Annotated in this window: 19 protein-coding genes; 4 read left to right on the top strand and 15 right to left on the bottom strand. The window is 36.5% G+C overall.

The annotated features are described in order from the left end of the window. Positions 1-115: 115 nt before the first annotated feature. The 3 genes from JL53_RS06105 to JL53_RS06095 all read right to left on the bottom strand — a co-directional run bounded on the left by JL53_RS06105 (position 116) and on the right by JL53_RS06095 (position 5480). Positions 116-3556, bottom strand: a complete 3441-nt coding sequence (locus JL53_RS06105; RefSeq protein ID WP_003719297.1) for a pyruvate carboxylase — start codon at positions 3554-3556, stop codon at positions 116-118. A gap of 260 nt (positions 3557-3816) precedes the next feature. Next, complete coding sequence (locus tag JL53_RS06100) at positions 3817-5019, bottom strand: FtsW/RodA/SpoVE family cell cycle protein (protein WP_077916409.1); 1203 nt, start codon at positions 5017-5019, stop codon at positions 3817-3819. Between the two features lie 179 nt (positions 5020-5198). Beyond that, positions 5199-5480, bottom strand: a complete 282-nt coding sequence (locus JL53_RS06095; protein ID WP_003719294.1) for an Fpa/YlaN family protein — start codon at positions 5478-5480, stop codon at positions 5199-5201. Positions 5481-5689: 209 nt separating this feature from the next. Here JL53_RS06095 and JL53_RS06090 point away from each other — a divergent pair, with 209 nt between their 5' ends. Then, the gene (locus JL53_RS06090; protein WP_038407073.1) at positions 5690-5941 is read left to right on the top strand and encodes a YlaI family protein; all 252 of its coding nucleotides are present in this window, start codon (positions 5690-5692) and stop codon (positions 5939-5941) included. A 181-nt stretch (positions 5942-6122) separates the two neighbouring features. Here JL53_RS06090 and JL53_RS06085 read toward each other — a convergent pair whose 3' ends face one another. Further along, on the bottom strand, positions 6123-6977 hold the full coding sequence (locus JL53_RS06085) for a DUF5068 domain-containing protein (protein WP_038407072.1): 855 nt from the start codon (positions 6975-6977) through the stop codon (positions 6123-6125). A 185-nt stretch (positions 6978-7162) separates the two neighbouring features. Here JL53_RS06085 and JL53_RS06080 point away from each other — a divergent pair, with 185 nt between their 5' ends. After that, positions 7163-9571 carry an N-acetylmuramoyl-L-alanine amidase gene (locus tag JL53_RS06080; protein ID WP_077916408.1) on the top strand — a complete coding sequence of 803 codons (2409 nt, stop codon included), beginning with the start codon at positions 7163-7165 and terminating at the stop codon, positions 9569-9571. A 147-nt stretch (positions 9572-9718) separates the two neighbouring features. Here JL53_RS06080 and typA read toward each other — a convergent pair whose 3' ends face one another. Both typA and JL53_RS06070 read right to left on the bottom strand, forming a co-directional pair. Beyond that, positions 9719-11557: a translational GTPase TypA gene (gene typA, locus JL53_RS06075; RefSeq protein ID WP_003719291.1), complete on the bottom strand. Its 1839-nt coding sequence runs from the start codon at positions 11555-11557 to the stop codon at positions 9719-9721. Positions 11558-11748: 191 nt separating this feature from the next. Then, complete coding sequence (locus tag JL53_RS06070) at positions 11749-12522, bottom strand: inositol monophosphatase family protein (RefSeq protein WP_003719290.1); 774 nt, start codon at positions 12520-12522, stop codon at positions 11749-11751. 132 nt (positions 12523-12654) lie between these two features. Between JL53_RS06070 and JL53_RS06065 the strand changes: the two genes are divergently transcribed. Together JL53_RS06065 and JL53_RS06060 are read left to right on the top strand one after the other, a co-directional pair. Continuing rightward, positions 12655-13269: a YktB family protein gene (locus tag JL53_RS06065; RefSeq protein ID WP_003719289.1), complete on the top strand. Its 615-nt coding sequence runs from the start codon at positions 12655-12657 to the stop codon at positions 13267-13269. A gap of 202 nt (positions 13270-13471) precedes the next feature. Next, on the top strand, positions 13472-14416 hold the full coding sequence (locus JL53_RS06060) for a magnesium transporter CorA family protein (RefSeq protein ID WP_003719288.1): 945 nt from the start codon (positions 13472-13474) through the stop codon (positions 14414-14416). Between the two features lie 66 nt (positions 14417-14482). Here the strand turns inward: JL53_RS06060 and JL53_RS06055 are convergent, their stop codons facing one another. From JL53_RS06055 to JL53_RS06015, 9 genes are all read right to left on the bottom strand, one after another. Continuing rightward, positions 14483-14989 carry a hypothetical protein gene (locus JL53_RS06055; RefSeq protein ID WP_038407071.1) on the bottom strand — a complete coding sequence of 169 codons (507 nt, stop codon included), beginning with the start codon at positions 14987-14989 and terminating at the stop codon, positions 14483-14485. Positions 14990-15032: 43 nt separating this feature from the next. Beyond that, entirely contained in the window at positions 15033-15836 is an 804-nt protein-coding gene (locus JL53_RS06050; RefSeq protein WP_038407070.1) for a hypothetical protein, read from the bottom strand. A 12-nt stretch (positions 15837-15848) separates the two neighbouring features. Next, positions 15849-17126, bottom strand: a complete 1278-nt coding sequence (locus tag JL53_RS06045) for a hypothetical protein (RefSeq protein WP_003719285.1) — start codon at positions 17124-17126, stop codon at positions 15849-15851. A 401-nt stretch (positions 17127-17527) separates the two neighbouring features. Next, positions 17528-18058 (bottom strand): DsbA family protein, encoded by a 531-nt coding sequence (locus JL53_RS06040; protein WP_038407069.1) that lies wholly within the window; start codon positions 18056-18058, stop codon positions 17528-17530. 20 nt (positions 18059-18078) lie between these two features. Continuing rightward, positions 18079-18351, bottom strand: a complete 273-nt coding sequence (locus tag JL53_RS06035; RefSeq protein WP_014092476.1) for a UPF0223 family protein — start codon at positions 18349-18351, stop codon at positions 18079-18081. Then, the gene (locus tag JL53_RS06030) at positions 18351-19304 is read right to left on the bottom strand and encodes a Rossmann-fold NAD(P)-binding domain-containing protein (protein ID WP_003719281.1); all 954 of its coding nucleotides are present in this window, start codon (positions 19302-19304) and stop codon (positions 18351-18353) included. The genes JL53_RS06035 and JL53_RS06030 overlap by 1 nt, the downstream gene beginning before the upstream one ends. Before the next feature lie 128 nt (positions 19305-19432). After that, positions 19433-19744: a hypothetical protein gene (locus tag JL53_RS06025; RefSeq protein WP_014092474.1), complete on the bottom strand. Its 312-nt coding sequence runs from the start codon at positions 19742-19744 to the stop codon at positions 19433-19435. Positions 19745-19905: 161 nt separating this feature from the next. Next, complete coding sequence (lpdA, locus tag JL53_RS06020) at positions 19906-21309, bottom strand: dihydrolipoyl dehydrogenase (RefSeq protein WP_003746786.1); 1404 nt, start codon at positions 21307-21309, stop codon at positions 19906-19908. Positions 21310-21313: 4 nt separating this feature from the next. Then, the gene (locus JL53_RS06015) at positions 21314-22948 is read right to left on the bottom strand and encodes a dihydrolipoyllysine-residue acetyltransferase (protein WP_038407068.1); all 1635 of its coding nucleotides are present in this window, start codon (positions 22946-22948) and stop codon (positions 21314-21316) included. Positions 22949-22973 lie beyond the last annotated feature (25 nt).

Below are 22973 nucleotides of genomic sequence, written 5' to 3'. Positions count from 1 at the left end.
AATATTGCGCTAATAAATCTCAAAAAACGTCTATATCTTCACGTTTAAATTCTCGATTTTTTAAAGTTTGTCACTTTAATTAGCGTCATATTCCCACCCGTTAATTATTATGTTTTTAGATTCTGTTTACTTCAATCAATAAATCACCAGACTCAATGGTATCCCCATCAGAAACATGGATGCTGCTGACTTCTCCATCAAATGGCGCTTGGATTGTTGTTTCCATTTTCATTGCTTCCGTGATAAGTAGCGGATCGCCTTTTTTCACAGACTCGCCTTTTTTCACAACTACTTGGATAACCGAACCTGTCATCGTTGCTCCGACATGTTCTGGATTCGTTGTGTCAATCTTACGGCGCGCAATGACAGTTGATTGAACATTCATATCTTGGATGTTAATTTCACGCGGTTGACCATTTAATTCAAAATAGATAACCCGCGTTCCATCCGCAATTGGTTCTCCAACTGAATTTAACTTAATTAAGAGGATTTTTCCTTTTTCTAATTCAACTTCAATTGTTTCACCTAGACGCATTCCTTTATAGAATGTCGGTGTATCAAGTACAGTTACATCACCATATTTGTTAATCATTTCTTGATAATCTAGGAATACTTTTGGATAAAGAATATAGGAAATGACATCTTTTTCAGATGGTTCATAGCCCATTTTTTCTTTTAGTTCCGCTTTTACTTCAGCAAAGTTTACTGGCTCCATTAAAGCACCTGGACGATCCGTTAGTGGCGTCCGTCCTTTGAGCACTAGCTTTTGAAGTTTTTCAGGGAATCCACCATAAGGTTGGCCAATTTCGCCCATAAAGAATTCAATAACGGAATCTGGGAAATCAATAGTATCGCCTTTTTCGTAGACGTCTTCCTCTGTTAGTTCGTTTTGGACCATGAATAGTGCAAGGTCTCCAACGACTTTAGAAGATGGCGTTACTTTGACGATATCCCCAAACATTTGGTTTACAACAGTGTACATTTCTTTGACTTCATCCCAGCGGTCACCAAGCCCAACTGCGATTGCTTGTTGTTGGAGATTAGTGTACTGCCCACCTGGCATTTCGTGAATGTATACTTCTGTTTGTGGAGAGTTAAGTGCATTATCAAAGTCTTTATAATAATGACGGACATCTTCCCAGTAATGGTTGATAATTTGAGAGTTTTGAGCATCTAAGTTTGTTTGACGGTTACCATTAACTAAGCCGTAATACAGGCCAGTCATACTTGGTTGGCTTGTCGCTCCACTCATCGCACTGGATGCCACATCAACAATATCAACCCCAGCACTGACAGCCGCAGCATACGTATAAATACCATTCCCACTAGTGTCATGTGTATGAAGGTGAATCGGCACATCTACTGTATCTTTCAGTTCACCGATTAAGCGATAAGCAGCTTGTGGTTTCAAAAGCCCAGCCATATCTTTAATTCCTAAAATATGTGTCCCTTGAGCAACAAGCTCTTTTGCCATATCTTTATAGTAATCAATCGTGTACTTGGTTCTTGTTTCATCATCAATATCACCAGTATAGCAAATAGAGGCCTCTACAACCTTGCCTGCTTCACGAACAGCATCAATAGACACTTCCATGCCTTTAATCCAGTTTAAGCTGTCAAACACGCGGAATACATCCACACCAGACTGTGCTGATTGTTTAACAAACTCACGAATAACATTGTCCGGATAGTTTTTATAACCAACCGCATTGGCTCCACGAAGAAGCATTTGGAACATGACATTTGGAATTTGTTTTCTAAGTGTTTCAAGACGCACCCATGGATCTTCATTCAAGAAACGATAAGCCACGTCAAACGTAGCACCGCCCCACATTTCGAAGGAGAACATATTCGGTAATAAATGTGCCATCGCATCAGCCACTTGAAAAATGTCCTTAGAACGAACGCGCGTAGCAAGTAATGATTGATGAGCATCTCTTAAAGTCGTATCTGTTAAGAGTACTTCTTCTTGTTTTTTCACCCAATCAACAACGCCTTCTGGACCTTTGGCATCCAAAATTTGTTTAGTTCCTGGTGCAATTTGCGAACCAAACGGGATTTTTGGCAAGCGTGGTTCTGCATAGACAGGTTTATCACGATGCTTAATTCCTGGAAAGCCATTCACTGTTACATTCCCAATATAACGTAATGTTTTCGTACCACGATCACGAATATGCGGGAATTTGAATAGTTCTGGTGTTGTATCAATAAAACTTGTATTGTAATTACCACTTGCAAAATCCGGATGACGTACTACATTCAATAGGAAAGGAATATTTGTTTTCACACCACGAATACGGAACTCAATCAAGTTACGACGCATTTTACGAGTCGCTTGCTCAAAAGTCATTCCCCACGTACATAGTTTTACAAGTAGTGAATCATAAAACGGTGTAACAACTGTCCCTTGGAAACCATTGCCGGCATCTAAACGAACACCAAAACCACCTGTCGAACGATATGTATCTACTCGACCTGTATCTGGCATAAAGTTGTTAAGTGGATCCTCCGTAGTAATACGACTTTGAATCGCAGAACCGTGAATATGAATGTCTTCTTGTTTCGGAATTGCGACTAATTGGTCATGAAGTGCATAACCATCTGCAATAAATAATTGTGATTGAACGATATCAATTCCAGTAATCATTTCGGTAATAGTATGTTCCACTTGAACACGAGGATTAACTTCGATAAAGTAAAAATCATCGCCTTCCACTAAAAATTCTACTGTTCCTGCATTAATGTAATCCACATTTTTCATTAATTTTACTGCAGCATCACAAATACGATTACGGAGTTCTGAAGTTATCGCATTACAAGGTGCTACTTCGACTACTTTTTGATGACGGCGTTGAATAGAACAGTCCCGTTCAAACAAATGAACGATATTTCCATGTGTGTCTCCTAGAATTTGTACTTCAATATGTTTAGGGTTCATCACACATTTTTCAACATAGACTTCATCATTACCAAAAGCTGCTTTTGCTTCAGAAGAGGCACGATCAAAGCTTTCTTTTACATGTTCTTTGGATTCCACAACACGCATACCACGACCGCCACCACCAAGGGAAGCTTTAATCATAAGTGGATAGCCGTTCTTTTCACCAAATTCTTCTACTTCTTTAATCCCAGCAACCGGTCCATTACTACCTGGAATGACTGGAATATCTGCTAGTAGTGCTTGTTCTTTGGCTTTGATTTTATCACCAAACATATCTAGGTGTTTTGATTTAGGACCAACGAAAATAATGCCTTCTTGCTCACAGCGACGAGCAAATTCAATGTTTTCGGACAAGAAACCATATCCCGGATGAATCGCGTCTGCACCAGATTCTTTTGCAATTTCAATTATATTTTCGATATCTAGGTACGCATCAATGGGCTTTTTCCCTGCTCCAACCAGATAAGCTTCATCTGATTTATACCGGTGGAAACTTCCGGTATCTTCTTGTGAATAAATAGCCACTGTTTTGATTTTGAGTTCAGTACATGCACGCATAACACGGATCGCAATCTCCCCGCGGTTAGCTACTAATACTTTTTTAATTCGATTCATTTTTTTCCTCCTAACCAACACTGATCTGTTTTATACTTGATACGTCGCCTACGATGAAATAAATATGTAGACCCTTTTTTAGGCTGTAAAACGGTATATAACTTCAATTATAGTATTAAATGGCATCAGATGTAAATTATTTTCTTCTCAAATATAGAAAACAATCATAAAAACCCGAATAAAACGGAGCTGAATAGCCAAAAACATGCGGTATAATAAACAAAAGAAAAAGCCATTTCCACAGCTTTTTCTAAGGCAAACTATCTTCTTTTTTGTTTTTTAGGTTTTACTTGTTTAGAACCATCTGCATTATACACGCGATGATACTTATTAAACATCGAAATGTTAGCTACTATTCCAATCATCATCGAAAGCACCATTAAAGAGGAACCACCATAACTAATAAATGGCAGCGTTACACCGGTAAGCGGAATAAGTCCACTTGCCCCGCCCAAATTAATAAAGGCTTGAATCGCAATCAAACTAGCAATGCCGTAACACATTAATGAAGCAAATGGATCCTTTGCCCTCAAACCGGTACTAATCGTTTTATAAATGAGGAAAAACAATCCTAAAATAATGAACATCACTCCGAAAACACCCAATTCTTCCGCAACTACCGCGATAATAAAATCGGTATGCGCTTCTGGCAAATAACCCAGCTTTTGAACGCTCTCACCAAGCCCTTGTCCTGAGACGCCTCCTGAACCAATTGCATAAAACGAGTTAATCAATTGATGTCCTTCTTTATCCGCATATTCGAAAGGATTCATAAACGTGGTAATCCGTGCTACCTTGGTTGGTGACACAATTTCGTCTCGAACACTGTCTGGTAATGCGAACAGAATAAGCGTGAGCGCCACAAGAACACCAAGTCCTATTCCAATCAGTTTCATTATCGTTCGAAGCCGCATTCCTGAAGTCACAATAATACAGCAACCAACTAAGAAAATTATAAAAGCTGTCCCAGTATCTGGCTGGATGGCAATTAGAAAACAAACAAAAGCTAAAAAGAAAATCGGCGGCAAAACACCACGGTTAAAATCATCAATATAGCTCTGTTTCTTCGCATAAATTGCAGACATGTAAATGATGACTGCTAACTTCGCAAATTCCCCTGGTTGTAATGAACGTGGCCCTACAACCAGCCAACTATTGGCATTATTTACAGTTTTACCAATCAAAAAGATTAATAATAAGATACCAATAGTCCCAAACACAATTAACATTAATACTTTGTTATTTTGATAAAATTTAAAGGGGACGAGCGCAAAAAGAATAAAAAAGATAAAACTTATAATGAAGTTCTTTACTTGGCGCATATAATAATAATCTGCTGGCAAATCTTTTCCAATGGCTAGTGACCAACTGGCACTGTAAATCATTATAATCCCAAATAAACACAGGAGTATAAATACAGCTATAAAAGCGTAATCATATGATTTTAAAATTCGTTTAAACATTAGCATCGCCCAATCCCTGAGAAGTAGTATCCCATCTTGTTTTCTATTCTTTCTATTATAAAGGAAAAGACCTTAAAATGAAAAGGAGAATCTCATCCGCCTTTTGACTCATTTTTCAACCTGTTTATTTCCAACAAAAAAGATGCCTGAAAAAATCAGCCATCTTTTCAACTAATCAATTATTTTTTACTCATGGATAATTCATGTAAGGCGGATAATTCTTTTTCCAGTGTGGAAATTAATTTTTTCCCTTCCTCTGGTTCAATTAATCCTAGGCGGGTTGCGAAGTTAATTTCACGTGATAAACCATACATTTGGGTATCAAGTACTTCTTCATATGCTGGACATTGCGGTAATGTTAAATTATCCATTTGGACTTTAATCAACTGTAAGATTCGTTTTGCATCTTGTTTCAGAAGCTCGACTGCCTCTTCTCTGTGATTTATTTTTTTATTTGCCATATCACAGAACCCCCTATCATACGCCAAGATAAGCGCTTTATTTTCATCTTAGGGAAAACTCCCCCAAGTAAATTTTAATACTAGATAACAATAGTATAGCATAATTTAAAAGCCACGCAAACATGAATGGACGAAAATTTTTGAAAAATCCGCTTTTACTCGCCTTTTTCGATAATCATGCTATAATACTTGTGTGAGGTGAAGATAAATTGAATGCAAAATGTATTTTATGCGAACGTGTAGATGAACTAGACAATCGCAAATTTAAAACAAAGCAATTACGTAACAAACCTATTAGAATGTATTTATGCCCTGAATGTGAACATCGAGTAGCTATCAATACTATCAGCCGTGTTAATTCTGGTCATTTTAATTTCCATAAACCAGTCGTGATTTCAAATAGTGAGTTGAAAAATTTAGTAAATAATAGCGCGGAATTTGAACCGACTTCCAAAAGTTAAATTTTGGAAGTCGGTATTTTTATTACAAAATATAGTTCCCGTTTTTGAATTTGAATACAAATGAGTGAATCACACAATTTATTGCATAAAAAATAGAGTGGGAAAATCCACTCTACAAAAGATCAAAATTTTTGGTTCACTACAATTCCCGTTCTTTTTCCTTTCTAATTAAAACTATCATCTACTTATTAATTAGAAAGTCTAATGTAATATTCCCTTTAACACTTCCTTCAATAGCAGGTGAATTAAAATCATTAGGGTTGTTAGCAGTTAATTTGGTAGACTGCTTTAATTTATCATAATCTTCCTGATTCAACATGTAGGAAATATATCCTTCTTTTTTCGTCATACTTGGAAATTCATCGCTACTATTATTAAGTATTCTTTCAGTTGGAATAAAGTTCTCTTTACTTGCTCCTTTTGAAATATCTTTTCCAGTTAGCGACATGCGGTCTGTTTTATATGTGATTGTCGAATTAGTTGTATTTTCAACAATGACATCAAGGGTAATCACGTAACCATCACGTCGACCTAAATACGATTCTGGTGAATAAGCATCAATTTGCTTGTCAGAACCAGCCACACTCTCTACTTTATACTTACTAATTGTTATATTAAGTGGTCCAAAAAAAGCATATTTCGGATTAGTTCCCGTGTAAACAGTCGTAACTTCGCCTCCAGTGATTGGTGATGTTGCCGATTCATTAAATTCACTTAGAGAAATAGAGCTAACTGCCGCTGTTTGTTGTACTGGTTTACTTTCTTTTTTCTCGGTACCATTTGTTCCTGTCGCTTCATCTGTTTTCTTTTCAATCGTCTCACTAGGCTGTTCTTGTTCTTTCTCGCTTGATTTATCAGTTTGTCCTTGTTCGTTTTCATTTGTTTTTTCAGTAGCTTTTTTATTACTATTCTCATTCATATCATTTTTAGCTACATCCGTTTCTTTTGGCTCTGCTTTTTTTTCATCATTATCAGTTCCACATGCAGTTAACAAGCATATTCCTATAACAACAAAAATTAAACTTACCTTTTTCATTAAAACCTCTCCTAAAAACTCATATTTCATTTCTATTTATATTATCTATTACTTTTGGCTATCTTGTCTAGGATAATCGACTTAATTTTATATCGTTTTGTTTACAGTTTATTATATGGGCTATACTTTTGCAATAAAATCAGATATTCTTTAATGTATAATAAAAATAAGAAGGGATTTTTGTATTGAAAAATAAAAGAAAATGTATCACTACTATTTTAGGTTTGACACTCCTATCTACTTTATCGCTTTCCACTCCTGTATTGGCAGAGGATTCTCCAAGCGGCTCTCCTATAGATGCTGAAACAATTCTGAATGATAATACAAACGAATCCATTTACACTCCTAAAGAGCAAAGTGAAGCAGAAAAGCAGGAAGCTGAATCAAAACCAACTGAAGAAACAAGTGATGCAGCTACAGACAGATCCCCACGCCTTTTTTCTAGTTCACAAGGTCTTTCTTCAGCAAATCAATATATTATTAATCAACACTATACTAACCCAGTAATTGAACAACAAATAAAAAACTTTGACCAATTTGTTTATAAAGATGGTTATGGCAAGCCTAGAGGTTTTGTTGTCCATGAAACAGCCAATGATAATTCTACTATTACTAGTGAAATTAATTATATGACAAATAACTGGCAAAACGCATTTGTTCACACTTTTGTAGACAGCAGTCGTATAATACAAATACACCCAACCGAGTATGCAGTATGGGGAGCAGGACCAAAAGCCAATCCATACTTTGTCCAATCTGAGTTAGTACGTGAAAAAACAAAAGAAAAGTTTTACAAATCTATTAATAATGATGCTTATTATGTTGCTTATAACTTAAAGCAGTATGGATTAATCCCTGTGAATGCACATAATACCGGTATCGGAACAGTTTGGTCACATGATGCTGTAAGTCGTTATTTAGGGGGAACTACTCATAGTGATCCAGTCGGTTATTTTGCTAAATGGGGATACACTTTTAATGAATTTTTTGATTTAGTTAACTATAAATATAATGAATTAACTGTTCCTGTTAATAAAACATATTATGCTAAATCAGCAGTCAACCTCAGAGCAACAGCAGACTGGTCAAGTAATATCATTATCAATATTCCAGAAGGTTCAGCCGTTATTATAGATGAAAATTCCATGACAGAGGATGGTTTTTATAAAGTTAGTTATGGCGGAAAAACAGGCTGGATGAAATTATCTTATTTCTCCAAACAACCTGTTCTTCAAACCTATTATGCAGCTAGCAATATAAACTTAAGAAAATCTGCTTCATGGGATAGCGCTATTGTAGGGACAATTCCAACAAATGCTAAAGTTACTATTAATAACTCTACAAACTCTAATGGTTTTTACAAAGTTACGTACAATGACTTAACTGGTTGGATGAAATTATCTTATTTTGCTAACAAACCTGTTTTAGAGGACGTTTATGCCAAGTCAGCTATTAATTTAAGAACTGAGGCTAATTGGGAAAGCCCCATCGCTTTCATTATTAAAGAAGGCGATAAAGCTACTCTAAATAATACAACAGCAAAAGACGGCTTCTATCAAATCACAGTAAATGGGAAAGTTGGCTGGATGAAAGACTCCTATTTCTCCAAGCAACCGGTTCTCGAAACACTTTATGCTTCATCTCCAATTAACCTTCGTTCGAAACCTGATTGGAATAGTTCTATTTCTGCTACAATCCCAGTCAACACGCAAGTTAAGCTCAATAATACAACTTTAAACAATGGTTTCTACCAAGTTACGGCTGCTAATGGGAAAACAGGCTGGATGAAATTATCTTATTTCTCCAAACAACCTGTTCTTCAAACCTATTATGCAGCTAGCAATATAAACTTAAGAAAATCTGCTTCATGGGATAGCGCTATTGTAGGGACAATTCCAACAAATGCTAAAGTTACTATTAATAACTCTACAAACTCTAATGGTTTTTACAAAGTTACGTACAATGACTTAACTGGTTGGATGAAATTATCTTATTTTGCTAACAAACCTGTTTTAGAGGACGTTTATGCCAAGTCAGCTATTAATTTAAGAACTGAGGCTAATTGGGAAAGCCCCATCGCTTTCATTATTAAAGAAGGCGATAAAGCTACTCTAAATAATACAACAGCAAAAGACGGCTTCTATCAAATCACAGTAAATGGGAAAGTTGGCTGGATGAAAGACTCCTATTTCTCCAAGCAACCGGTTCTCGAAACACTTTATGCTTCATCTCCAATTAACCTTCGTTCGAAACCTGATTGGAATAGTTCTATTTCTGCTACAATCCCAGTCAACACGCAAGTTAAGCTCAATAATACAACTTTAAACAATGGTTTCTACCAAGTTACGGCTGCTAATGGGAAAACAGGCTGGATGAAGCGGAATTATTTCTCTACAGCTTCTGTTTTAGAAACATTGTACGCAGCTAACAATGTAAATTTACGTCAAAGTCCAACTTGGGATAGCCCAATAGTCGTAACCATTCCTAAGGGTGCTAAAGTTGATTTAAATAGCACTACACTTACTAATGACTTCTATCAAATTACGTATAACGGAAAAACGGGCTGGATGAAACGTGGATACTTTGTAAAATAAACCATCCTTTTGCCCATAAAAAAAGTAGGAAAGACCTGTTACCAAGGACTTTCCTACTTTTTTATTCTTAATATACAATAAAAACAAGCTAACTTAAATTTGGTATAAAACCATCATCAAGTTAGCTTGTTTATTTATGATATTATCTTATTCAGCAGTTTTTGAGCGTTTTGCTGCTTTTTCACGTTCGTTTTTATTAAGAATTTTTTTACGCAAACGGATTGATTGTGGAGTTACTTCACAGTACTCGTCTTCGTTCAAGAATTCTAATGATTCTTCTAGCGATAAATGGCGTGGCTTTTTGATCACATTTGTTTGGTCTTTGTTAGCAGAACGAATGTTAGTCATTTGTTTTGCTTTCACAATATTTACAGCAATATCGCCATCACGGTTATTTTCCCCAACGATCATACCTTCGTAAATATCAGTACCTGGCTCGATGAAAATCGTACCACGGTCTTCTACTTGCATTGTTCCGTAAGTAGTTGATTTACCAGTTTCCATTGATACAAGAACGCCACGGCTACGTCCACCAACGCGTCCTTTTTGGATTGGTTGGTAACTATCGAATGTATGGTTGATAATACCATAACCACGAGTCATTGAAAGGAAATCAGTTGTATAACCAATTAAACCACGAGCTGGAACGATGAATTGTAAACGAACTTGTCCGTTACCATCGTTAATCATATTTTTCATTTCACCTTTACGTTGGCTAATAGATTCAATAACAGACCCCATGAATTCTTCTGGAGTATCAATTTGAACGTCTTCTACTGGTTCACATTTCACGCCATCAATTTCACGAATGATAACTTCTGGTTTAGAAACTTGTAATTCATAACCTTCACGACGCATTGTTTCGATAAGAATCGATAAATGTAGTTCTCCGCGTCCAGAAACAACCCATGCATCCGGAGAGGCTGTTGGTTCTACACGAAGCGATACATCTGTTTGAAGTTCTGCTAGTAAGCGTTCTTCAATTTTACGACTTGTTACGTGTTTACCTTCACGACCAGCGAAAGGACTATTGTTAGTTACAAAAGTCATTTGTAACGTAGGTTCGTCAATCCGTAAAAGTGGAAGTGCTTCTTGGTGGTCAAATGGTGTTACTGTTTCGCCAACGAAGATGTCTTCCATTCCTGCAAGCGCTACTAAATCACCAGCTTTTGCTTCTTTAATTTCGTCCCGTTTTAGTCCGAAGAAACCGAACATTTTCGTTACACGGAATTGTTTTACAGTGCCATCAAGTTTGATTAAAGCAACTGTTTGTCCAACGTGCATTGTTCCGCGGAAAACACGGCCAATACCAATACGACCAACATAGTCATTATAATCAAGTAATGAAACTTGGAATTGAAGTGGTTCGTCACTATTATCAACTGGAGCTGGAATATGTTCAATAATAGTATCTAAAAGTGGTTTCATTGTTTCTTTTTGTTCTGCTGGATTGGAATCATAGCTTGAAGTTCCGTTGATTGCAGAAGCATAAACAACTGGGAATTCTAATTGATCATCATTTGCACCTAGTTCGATGAAAAGTTCTAGTACTTCATCAACAACTTCTTCTGGGCGAGCAAAGTCACGGTCAATTTTGTTAACTACGACGATTGGTGTTAGATTTTGTTCTAGTGCTTTTTTTAGTACAAAACGTGTTTGAGGCATTGTACCTTCATACGCGTCCACTACTAAAAGAACCCCGTCCACCATTTTCATGATACGTTCTACTTCTCCACCGAAATCGGCGTGTCCAGGTGTATCCATGATGTTGACACGTGTATCTTCATACTTAATCGCTGTATTTTTTGCTAAAATGGTAATACCGCGTTCTCTTTCTAAATCATTGTTGTCCATCGCACGTTCTGCAACTGTTTCATTGTCACGGAAAGTACCTGACTGGCGTAGTAATTGGTCTACTAGCGTTGTTTTACCATGGTCAACATGGGCAATAATTGCTACATTACGAATATCATTTCTTAAATTCAATCTTGTTTCCTCCTAAATTAAAAATCCAAACATTTATCGTGAAGATTAGCCAAAAGAAAGAGGAAAATAGATTTATTTTCCTCCGTCGCTATCGTCTCGTTTAAATCAACTTACCTATTATAGCACAGCTAAGCGGATTTAGCACGATTTTTATTTTCTGAAAAGGCATTTTTTTATGTTGAGCGCTTTCTTTAAGGCAGGTAGTTATCTAATAGCGTTTGATGAATTTTAGGTGTTGCAACCATAGAAGTTCCTTTTTCTAACATATTGATTTTTTCGCCATCCATTCGGGTTACAATTCCGCCCAATTCTTCGACAATAATTTTCCCAGCCGCAATATCCCATGGTGCTAAATTCGCGGACAGATATGCCCCTGCTCGTCCTGTTGCGACATCCATATACTCAAGTGAAGCCGCACCATGAAGTCGTAAGCCGCGTGATACTTTTACCGCTTCCCACATCGTCGGAAATTTTCTGGTCACACTTAAATTAGCAATGAGTAAAGCGTCTTGAAGTTCACGATTTGGATCTATTTTTTGAATTGGCCTTCCATTAACTGTCGCCCCTTTTCCTTTTTCTCCAAAGTAAAGTTCATCTCGCACGACGTCATAAATATAGGCAAGTTTTCCACTACCATCTTCATATATGGCCAGTGAAATGGCGAAGTCTCTTTGTTGCTCGACGAAATTAAGTGTCCCATCAATCGGATCAAGAATCCAAACAACGCCGTTTAAATCTGTAATGGAGTCCGCTATACCCTCTTCACCAAATAATCTGTGCTCAGGGAAATGTTCTTTGATTTGTCCCGCAAAAAAGCTTTCCGTTTCTTTATCCATATTAGTTACTAAATCATTTCGACCAGACTTTATATCGATATCTAATGTTTCTTTAAACGACTTCTTGATTTTCGCTGCTGCTTCCATAATCCATAACCGAGCTAAATAATCTATCTTTTCGCTATCCATACGCACACCTCTTCATAACTTGTTTTGTTTATTTTATCACAAAAAATGAATTATCTGAATAGAACAAGATTCTTTCCCTCAGAACTTAACTTTCGTATAATCAAACTATATGTAAAACTAGGAGGAAATCAGATGACTTTTAAAGGATTTACGAAGAAAGATTTTAAGACAATGCAAATTCCTGGCCTTGAAGCAAGAATGGCTGGAATTCAACATGATATTCAACCAAAATTTAAAGCGGTTGGTGAAGTATTAACAACTTATTTAAGTGCTGAGCTTGGTGAGGAAATGTTTTTACATATTGCGCGGCATCAAAGACGTTCGGTCAATCCCCCAGAAAGCACTTGGTTAGCGATTTGTCATGATAAACGCGGCTATAAAAAACATCCACATTTTCAAGTTGGACTATTTGATAATTACCTATTTATTTGGTTAGCTTTTATATATGAAAATGAACAAAGCACTAAAATTGCCAATCGTTTTTTGAAAGAGACAAAATTATTTGCTCATTTACCAGATAGTTTTGCGATTTCGCCAGATCACACCGCAGAAAAAACGTATCCTGTACATAACGGAGAGTTAGTTCCAATTTTAGAACGTTTTCGTGATGTAAAAAAAGGCGAATTTTTGGTTGGGAAAATATTCCTGCCTGATGAAGACATTTTGACACCTGGAAAAACTTTCCTAAAAGAAGCAGAATCTGTACTAGATGAATTAATCCCATTCTATAAGGCTTCCTTGCAATAAAAGATGTACAAATAGCAATAATCTAGGTATAATGGTAGAGTTGTGAATTATTACTGGTTTGAAGGAGTTGAGGAACGTGAAAAAGGAACAGCAAACAGCAAGTGACCCTGGTCCGCATCGAAGTATTCATACAGGTGATTTTTCACGGGAACGAAACTTAAGCCGCGTGAAATTTACCTGTTAAAAAAAGGAGGTAAAGAGCATGCATCAAATTTTCAAATCAGATAAAAATGGCAAACTAATGGAATTAGAAGAAGTAACCCGCAATTGTTGGATTAATATCGTTGCCCCTACTTCTGAAGAAATTAATAGAATTGCTGATAATTATGAAATCCCACTAGAATTTTTAGAAGATCCACTAGATAAAGATGAAAGCGCCCGGATTGAACGTGACGATGATTCTGATTCCGTTTTAATTGTTTGTGACTTTCCAGTAGTAGATGAAGATGATATTCATTATGCTTCATTTGAAACCATTCCAATGGGGATAATTATTACGAAAGACTACTTTATTACGATTTGTACGATTGATTCTTCCATTGTGCAATCATTTATCCGAAACCGTATTAAAGGCTTTTATACGCATATGAAAACTCGATTCGCCTTACAAATTTTATATATGATTTCAACGACTTTCTTACGGCACTTAAAACGCTTAAACCGCCAAACAGATGAAATCGAAAAAGAATTACATGAATCAATGAAAAATAAACAGTTGTATGATTTAATGGGGATTGAAAAAAGTTTGGTTTACTTTGTTACTGCCCTTAAATCCAATAAAGTTGTCCTTGATAAAATGATGCGTCAAAACATCGTTAAAATGTACGAGGAAGATCAAGACTTACTGGAAGATGTTATAATTGAAAATCGCCAAGGAATCGAAATGGCGGAAGTTCATTCGAATATTCTAAGTGGGATGATGGATGCTTATGCCTCAATTATCTCCAACAACATGAATATCGTGATGAAATTTCTAACCTCTTTTACTATCATCTTAACTATTCCTACAATGGTATTTAGTTTTTACGGAATGAATGTTAAATTACCGTTTATGGATATGTCAATGGCCTGGATGCTAACACTTGGTTTTGCGTTTGGAATTGCCGGCGCACTTGCGATTGTGTTTTGGCGGAGGAAATTCTTTTAACTACTACAAAAAACGAATGTACTATCTAACTATTTGTTAGACAGTACATTCGTTTTTTTCTATTGATTAACGTTTTTTAGATTTGTGAAAACGTTCTAATATCAGCTTTTCTCCATGATTCGACATAACAAGTTGTATCTCTTCTAACACAATCACTTTTAAGTCTTTGCCATTTGTTAAAATAGTTAGTTTTGAACCAAATGGATGCTGATTTAAAAATTGTGTTAGTTCAACGATACCAATGCCCCCAGAAGTAGAATAAGCACGTTCTATTTGTTTTCCTTTTCGAGGAATAGATAATACTAAATAGAACATGATTCCTCTTTCTGCACTACCACTTGTTTCCCACCACGTGATGGTTGCCTCTAAGGGAATTGAGGCTGCCTCTATGTCGTTTTTAGCTTGTTTATTAAGTAGAATGAGTAGAATAATCATTACCACTAATACTATAATACTAGTAGTTAACCAAATAATACCAATTAAACTCGGTACAGCTATAAAAGAAAAGTTGATACTCATGAAAGATAAAATTGCGATAAAAATAGCCAAATTTGCTTTTGAATTATTGCTCATTTCTAATCCTCATTTATTCGTTTATTTTAATACCAATCTCTATTTAGCCTCTTTGGAAAGCCGACTGAGCTGTATTTGCATCTGCTACCGTTTTAATTACTAATTTTTCAGGTTGATTTGGTAGATAAATAACCGAAACCACACGACCAGGTTGCAGTTGTTCTACACTGGAGCCAGGAAATGTTTTTACTACGCTAACAGGTACGATACTTTGATCTACTTTCGTTAAGTCCAAATCTAGCTCTAACTCCACACGTTCTGCTGTAAGTGAACCCCTTGGTCTCATTGCTTTTACAGTCGCATAACTTTCTACACCATTTTGACTAATTTCTAGTGATTCTTTACTTATCAATCCTTTTTTCACAGCTACCACATTAAATATGGACTGCATTTTTTCTTGCGACAGTGTTGGATCTCCCGCTTTTGGCAACCCTACTTTTCGATTTTCACCTACAAGAACATTGATTGGGGAATTTATTTGAAAACTCGCCAATTGTGTTAATGGGATTATCGTGGTTATCGTTGTATCAAATTGTTCGCCACTTTCCTCTGTTACTTGTACTTTTAATTCTACTTGCGGTTGCTCGTTTATATATGTTCCCGTTTGCCTAACTGATTCAATAATCCCTAATGCAGGAACTCCATTTTTAACTCGTCCGCCAAATCCTGATAACACCAATGGTAAAATACTGCTGATAACGAGGATTGCTATTCCGCCATATAGTGTATATCGAAAGGCCGATGAAGAGAAAACCTCCATATTATCTCGATTTAAAAAAATATATGCCATTGATCCAAAAATCATTATAAGACCAATTGCTCTTCCTAAACTTCCTACTATTTTCATTGTTATTTCCCCTCAATTCATTTTTAATAATTGTGTCATTTTTTTATACATATCCGAAGATTTCTTATATTGTCTTGTTTGCTCTGCGCAGATAGCAATCGTTTCATAAATCAAAATTAGCTTATTAGCACTATTTGCTTGTTCGAAAAATAGTAAGCATTCTTCCGCTATCGCTTCTGCTGTTTTAAAATTTTCTTGTAAAAGCGCTAACTGGCATTGATAAAATTTTACTGCGTATACTTGGTCCGATGTTTTATTCGCTTTTTGTAGGCCTGCCAGTATTTCTTCTAATGTCGCAACTGCACCACCAGCTAATGCAATATCCGCTTTATGTAGTTCAATTAATGTCCAAAATGTTGTATCTATATTCTTTTGTTGGCGAAGATATTTTTCAAAGCGTTCCACTTCCTGCGCGGCGTCACCCAATCGATTTGTTGCAATCAGCATTAAAATACGATTATTAAAAATAGTGACTAAATACGAACCAGCTGAATCATTCATATAAACTAAATATTCTTCTGCCTTGGCTAAATTAACAAATGCCTCTCCATAAAGCTTCAAATAAAAACAATATGCACTCTCTGCAATATAAAGGCTAGAAAGATGATGAGATAGATTTTCGGTTTGTACCCGATGAAGCGTATCTTCAAAACTTTTTTTCGCTTTATCGAATAATCTAAGCGCTACTAAAACTTCCATCTCTATTTTCTTTACGGCAATCCAAATTTCTGCATCTTCCTCCAGCATTGGCAATAACCGTTCTATATAGCTAATACTTTCTTCTAACTTTGAATTGGATCGATAAAATTGTAACTTGTAATAGAAAAAAGCCTTTCTTAACGGCAGTGGTAATGTTAAAATCGATGAATCATCAAAATTTTCCAAATAAAAATTCAAGTATGTTTCATGTAATGCTTGATAGCTTGCCCGATTGTTCGTCGCTTGAAAATAACAAGCTTTCATCAATGCAGTTGAAAGTTCAATTACAAATGCATCATTTTTTTCCGGTATCGAAGCCACATACGCATCATTCACTTGCTGAAACAATACAACTTGGCGAAAAAATTTGTCAGCTTGGTTGTTAATTACTAAAGAGCTGTCTTCTGTCCGCAGTATATAATCTGCCGTCACCCCTAAGCGTTTACCGAGTTGTTTAGCTATGTCATCTGCTAATAAATAACGACCAGCTAGAATATTTGAAAAATGTGGTAATGTTACAAGACCATTTACAAGTGTTTTTCTTGTCATTCCTTTTTGCTGTAGTAAAAAATTAATACGTTCTTTTAACAATTTCTTGCTCCTTTCTCCTACCACTTCTATATTTTAACATATTAAAATTATATATTTAAGTAGCTTTTACACATACAAAATGAGACAACAATCTCTTTCCCTTAACTTCGAAAAAGAAGAAAAATATTGTCTTTAAGCTTATTTTTTGCAAAATTTCAGTTATAATTGACTACTCTTTTTACTTCTTCCTTTTGTTTTCTGCGTTTACTTGCACAAAAGTTTTCTTCCGCTTCTTTGTAAAATAGATTTTCTAGCTAAATATTTTTGTCGATATTATGAAGTTTCGATGTGATAAAAATCAGAGTAAATAAAAAAGGATTTGGAATCCTCTATACGGAGAATAAGCAAATCCTTTTTTAAAAGAAGTAAATTGATTTAACTTCATTTATTCGGTATTCTTTTTATTTAGCTAATTCACTGTTCAATAAAGTACGTAATTGTTCTGGGCTAATATGTTCATCAAAGATATGTTCGCCAACAATAACTGTTGGAACAAACACAACGTTCGCTTCATTTGCTTCACGGATAATTTTTTCAGATGCTTCTTTATTATCCTGCTCTATTAATCCTAGAGTAGCTTCCATATAGGTTGCTACTTCCTCTAAAGATAGATTTCCCCAATCACCTTGAGTACTATAAATTTTATTAATTGTTTCACGCGTTTCTTCTGGTGTGGAATAGTCTAAATAACGGTGTGCCACATTTCCACGTTGAAGTGATTCTTTTTCTTTATCAAAAGGTTTAATGATAAGCTCGATTTTGCCTGCTTGAATAAACTCTGTTAGTACCTCTTGTGACTTTTCATTCCATTCACGACAGAAAGGACAACGTAAATTAATGAATGACATTACTTTAACAGAAGCCGATTTATCTCCTACGTGTATTCCTACTTCCGGTGTTACCATGTTTGCTTTAATTTGACTAATATCCATGAAAAAATTCCTCCTCTTAATTATGGTTGCATTTTCACTTTGCTAGTTGTGGCATTTTTTACTAGCTGCATCACTTTATAAGCTGAATAGCCACTTGCTTTTTCAAAATCTGCTCCTAGGCGCTTCTCTTCTCCTTTTGAAGGGACTACTTGTTTAAAAGCGCGATATTTTTCTTTCAGTTCTTGCGTCTCAATTCCTTTTTCATATGCGCGTTCGATTGCCTCTAAAAATTGCACAACAATCGTCATTTCTTCGGTCGTCCAGTCTGGATTTAATGGATAACTGTATTCCATTAACTGATTCCTCCTTTATCAAGTTGCATTGCTTCTAATTTCTGAGTCGTTTTTGTCGCGATTTGTTTTAATTCTTTTTGCTCGTCGTCAGATAAGTTAAGCTCTAATAATTCTTGTACACCAGAAGCGCCAATAACAGCCGGTACGCTTACAAAGACTGGCTCATCTAATCCATACGCTGACCTCACTTCAACGCCTACAGTAAGCACACGTGCCTCGTCTCGTAAAATTACTTCTGTTAATTCAGCAAGCACTGTCACCGTACTAAAACGAAACGTGCAACCATCTTTATTTTCAAAAGGAAAGTCAGGAATCTCCGTCATCCGATTTGCGAGATTTTGTAAGTCTTCTGAGGTAAGCCGTTTTGGTTCCTCTGTTAAATAACTTAAAATAGGTTTCCCACCAAGAAAAGCCCTACTCCAAACTGGAATCACGTCCGTTCTATTATCTCCTATTATATAACCATGAACATTTTTCGGACTGATTTTAAATAGTTTCGCAATCTCTACTTGAAAATAGGAAGTTGCGAGCATCGTCCCTAGTGTGACAATTTGGTTAGCTGGTAATCCAGAAAAGCGTTTAATTAATGCAGCAACAGCATTACTTTCCGCAGTGGCGACGATAACATTCCCTTGAAAACCAGTCGCCATCATCTTTTTCACTTTTTCTTTGATTAGTGCCAGGTTTTCTTCTTTAGAAATGCTAGTATCAGACATTTCCTCTTGGAAGAAAACAACTAAATCTGCATTTCTACACTCATTAAAACTACCAATATTAGTAGTTGCAGCAGGGTGATAATAACTTGCATACTCAAAATCTTGAACACTTGACTTAGCTAGTTCATCTATCAAGTAAATTTCAGCTGAAAGTTTTTTCAAAAGAATTGTATGAATGTAGAGGCTTTGTAAATTGCTTCTTCCGATAATGACAATTTTCTTTTTCTTAGATGCCACGATTATCTCCTCCTCATCAAGTCTTCTAATATTATTTTAGCATGCTTACTAGTTAGAATAAACTAACTTGACCACATAAATAAAAAGCATAGCCTATTCGCTTTGCTTTTTACAAAATAATCTTATTTTCAAGCCATTTCACGCCGTTTTGCTTTTAAACGATAGGTTGCAAAACAGAAAAAAATTGGTAGTACATAACTTACGATAATTAAGATAATAACTTCCAAAATTCCTTTTCCAATATAGCCGCCAGTCATTTTTATAAAACCTGTGATTGGTGTTTCAAGAATTTGAATAACTGAGCGCCATCCACCTGTATCATGCATATGGTGTATAAAGCCTACAATAAAAGCAACGATTGTTAATAAAAAGCAAATCCCCGCTATGACGTATCCACACCAAAATAGAGCTTTCTTCCAAGTTGCTGTTTGTTTCTCCATTTTTTCACCTGATTCAATTAGATTTGACTTGTTAAGTTCACCTTTTATATTATACTACTTTTTTTCTAAAACGGGTAATTAATTTCAAAAAATGAACTAAAATTTTCATTCATAAAAAAAAGCAGAAATACCCATCAATGGATATTTCCGCTTTTTTCGTATTACATGTGGATTGGGCGACCTAAAGCAAGTTCAGCAGCTTCCATTGTTAACTCTCCAAGTGATGGATGAGCGTGAATGGTAAGTGCGATGTCTTCTGCAGTAATGCCTGATTCGATTGCTAAGCCGATTTCTGAAATAATATCAGAAGCGTTCATTCCGGCAACTTGTGCACCGATAACTAGGCCATCTTCTTTACGAGTCACTAGACGAACAAATCCTTCAGGTGCATCTAAAGAAAGTGCACGACCATTACCGCCGAATGGGAACTTAGCAGCTTTTACATCAAAGCCTTTTTCTTTTGCTTCTTTTTCAGTCAAACCAACTGTTGCTAGTTCTGGATCACTGAAAACGACAGCTGGAAGTGCTGTATAGTCGTTTTCTGCTTTTTCACCAGCGATTGCTTCAGCAGCAATTTTTGCTTCGTAGCTTGCTTTATGAGCAAGTGGAACACCAGGAACGATATCACCAATTGCAAAAATGTTTGGAATGTTAGAGCGACCTTGTTTGTCTACTTCTACTAAGCCACGTTCAGTTACTTTTACGCCTGCTTGTTCTAAACCAATTTCGTCTGTATTTGGACGACGACCTACTGTTACTAATACATAGTCAGCTTCGATAGTTTTAGTTTCTCCGTTAGCTTCATATGTTACTTTTACGCCATTTTCGGTTTCTTCAGCAGATTTTGCAAGTGCTTTAGTAACCATTTCAACGTTTTTGCTTTTCAGATTACGTTTTACAAGCGAAACCATATCTTTTTCGTAAGTTGGTAAAATTTCTGGACCGCCTTCAAGGATGGTAAGTTCTGTTCCTAAGTTAGCGAATGCGCCACCTAGTTCTGTTCCGATATATCCGCCGCCAATTACGACTAATTTTTTCGGAACTTCTGTTAGGGCAAGTGCGCCAGTAGAACTTAATACACGTTTACCATATTTGAAACCAGGGATTTCGATTGGACGAGATCCTGTTGCAATGATAACGTTATTGAATGTATAAGTTTGAGCGGAATCAGGGTGAATCACACGTAAAGAATGATCATCCACGAAGAACGCTTCTCCTTCTAACATTTCTACTTTATTTTTCTTAAGAAGGCCTTTAACTCCTGATGTAAGCTTGTTAACGACGCTTCCTTTCCATTCTTGTGCTTTAGTGAAATCTAAGCTTACGTTATCAGCTGTGATTCCCATGTTATCAGAGTGGTTCGCTTCTTTAAAACGGTGACCAACAGTGATAAGTGCTTTAGAAGGAATACATCCGACGTTTAAACAAACACCGCCGTAATATTCTTTTTCAATAATGGTCACTTTTTGTCCGAGTTGTGCTGCTCGAATTGCGGCTACGTACCCACCTGGACCTGCGCCGATGACTATGGTGTCTCTTTCTTCTGGAAAATCGCCTACTACCATTTTGTTACACCTCCATTAGTAATAATTCTGGGTCGTTTAATAAACGTTTAATATTATTCATTGCTTTTTGAGCAGTTGCGCCGTCAATTACACGGTGATCAAAACTCAAGGATAGTGCTAGTACTGGTGCTGCTACAATTTCGCCATCTTTTACGATAGGTTTTTGCGCAATACGACCAACGCCAAGAATAGCAACTTCAGGGTAGTTAATTACTGGAGTAAACCATTGTCCGCCGGCAGAACCGATATTAGAAATAGTTGCGGAACCATGGCGCATTTCGTCAGCTGTTAATTTACCATCACGTGCTTTTCCAGCTAGTTCGTTGATTTCGTCAGAGATTGCAAAAACAGATTTTTTATCCGCATTTTTGATTACTGGTACATACAAACCGTGGTCTGTGTCTGCTGCAATACCAACGTTGAAGTAATGTTTGTAGACAAGTTCTTCTGCTTTATCGTCTAAAGTTGTATTAAGCACTGGGAAGTCACGAAGCGTTGCAACAAGAGCTTTCACCATATAAGGTAAGAAAGTAAGTTTGATACCTTTTTCGGCAGCCACTTCTTTGAAACGTTTGCGGTGAGCCATTAAAGCAGTTACTTCGATTTCGTCCATTAAAGTAACGTGTGGTGCTGTATGTTTTGAGTTTACCATTGCTTTTGCAATTGCACGACGAGTTGGTGTTAATTTTTCGCGCGTTTCTGGGTAAGCATCGGAACTTGCAACAGCTGGTTTCGCAGCCGCTTTTTCTGCTTTTGGAGCAGATGCTTTGTCTTCTGCATTCGCAGTAGTAGTTGCTGCAACTGGTTGTTCACCATTTAGGAAAGCATCAATGTCCGCTTTAACTACGCGGTTATTTTTTCCAGAACCTGCTACTTCAGCAATATTAACGCCTTTTTCACGTGCATATTTACGTACGGAAGGCATTGCGATTACAAGGCCATTAGGATCTTTTTTAGATGATGGAGTTCCGTTTCCACCCGTTGCTGGTGCGGAAGTTGCATCGTTGTTTGCAAGTGCAGCGTCTTCTGCTGGAGATTCTGGAGTAGATTCATGACTAGCTTCTCCTTCAAAATCACCTTCGAATGTTACTAATACTTGACCAACTGTTGCTACTGTTCCTTCACTAACTAAAATATCTTCAACCGTTCCATCTACTGGAGAAGTAATTTCTTCGACAGATTTGTCGTTTTGCACTTCAAAAATGGACTGATCTTCTTCTACTTTATCGCCCGGTTGAATAAACCATTTAACAATTTCGCCTTCATGAATTCCTTCACCAATATCTGGTAATTTGAATTCAAAAATTCCTTTTCCGCTAGCTTGTGCGGGTGCAGGAGTTGATTCTGTGTTTTCTGCTTTTGGTGCTGCGCTTTCTTCTTCGGCGCCGTCTTCGTGACCTTCTACGCCATCAAATGTTACTAGTACTTGTCCGACTGTGGCAACTGTACCTTCAGCAACTTTGATTTCTTTAATGGTTCCTGAAACTGGAGAAGTGATTTCTTCCACTGATTTGTCGTTTTGTACTTCAAATAGGGATTCATCTTCTTCAATTTTATCACCTGGTTGTACAAACCATTTAACGATTTCACCTTCATGGATACCTTCACCGATATCCGGTAATTTAAATGAATATGCCATTTTATTAAGCCTCCTGTAATTTCTA

The organism is Listeria ivanovii subsp. londoniensis (assembly GCF_000763495.1).
Taxonomy (GTDB): domain Bacteria; phylum Bacillota; class Bacilli; order Lactobacillales; family Listeriaceae; genus Listeria; species Listeria londoniensis.
Note: the sequence above shows the minus strand (reverse complement) of the source record. Positions and strands in the feature narration are given on the sequence as shown.

Excerpts from the sequence above, each read along its gene's own strand:
- JL53_RS06050 (WP_038407070.1), bottom strand. The coding sequence starts at position 15,836 with ATGAAAATAGTAGGAAGTTTAGGAAGAGCAATTGGTCTTATAATGATT.
- JL53_RS06015 (WP_038407068.1), bottom strand. The coding sequence starts at position 22,948 with ATGGCATATTCATTTAAATTACCGGATATCGGTGAAGGTATCCATGAA.
- JL53_RS06095 (WP_003719294.1), bottom strand. The coding sequence starts at position 5,480 with ATGGCAAATAAAAAAATAAATCACAGAGAAGAGGCAGTCGAGCTTCTG.
- JL53_RS06060 (WP_003719288.1), top strand. The coding sequence starts at position 13,472 with ATGCATCAAATTTTCAAATCAGATAAAAATGGCAAACTAATGGAATTA.
- JL53_RS06100 (WP_077916409.1), bottom strand. The coding sequence starts at position 5,019 with ATGTTTAAACGAATTTTAAAATCATATGATTACGCTTTTATAGCTGTA.
- lpdA (WP_003746786.1), bottom strand. The coding sequence starts at position 21,309 with ATGGTAGTAGGCGATTTTCCAGAAGAAAGAGACACCATAGTCATCGGC.
- JL53_RS06025 (WP_014092474.1), bottom strand. The coding sequence starts at position 19,744 with ATGGAGAAACAAACAGCAACTTGGAAGAAAGCTCTATTTTGGTGTGGA.
- JL53_RS06065 (WP_003719289.1), top strand. The coding sequence starts at position 12,655 with ATGACTTTTAAAGGATTTACGAAGAAAGATTTTAAGACAATGCAAATT.
- JL53_RS06035 (WP_014092476.1), bottom strand. The coding sequence starts at position 18,351 with ATGGAATACAGTTATCCATTAAATCCAGACTGGACGACCGAAGAAATG.
- JL53_RS06105 (WP_003719297.1), bottom strand. The coding sequence starts at position 3,556 with ATGAATCGAATTAAAAAAGTATTAGTAGCTAACCGCGGGGAGATTGCG.
- JL53_RS06040 (WP_038407069.1), bottom strand. The coding sequence starts at position 18,058 with ATGGATATTAGTCAAATTAAAGCAAACATGGTAACACCGGAAGTAGGA.
- JL53_RS06055 (WP_038407071.1), bottom strand. The coding sequence starts at position 14,989 with ATGAGCAATAATTCAAAAGCAAATTTGGCTATTTTTATCGCAATTTTA.
- JL53_RS06070 (WP_003719290.1), bottom strand. The coding sequence starts at position 12,522 with ATGGATAGCGAAAAGATAGATTATTTAGCTCGGTTATGGATTATGGAA.
- JL53_RS06085 (WP_038407072.1), bottom strand. The coding sequence starts at position 6,977 with ATGAAAAAGGTAAGTTTAATTTTTGTTGTTATAGGAATATGCTTGTTA.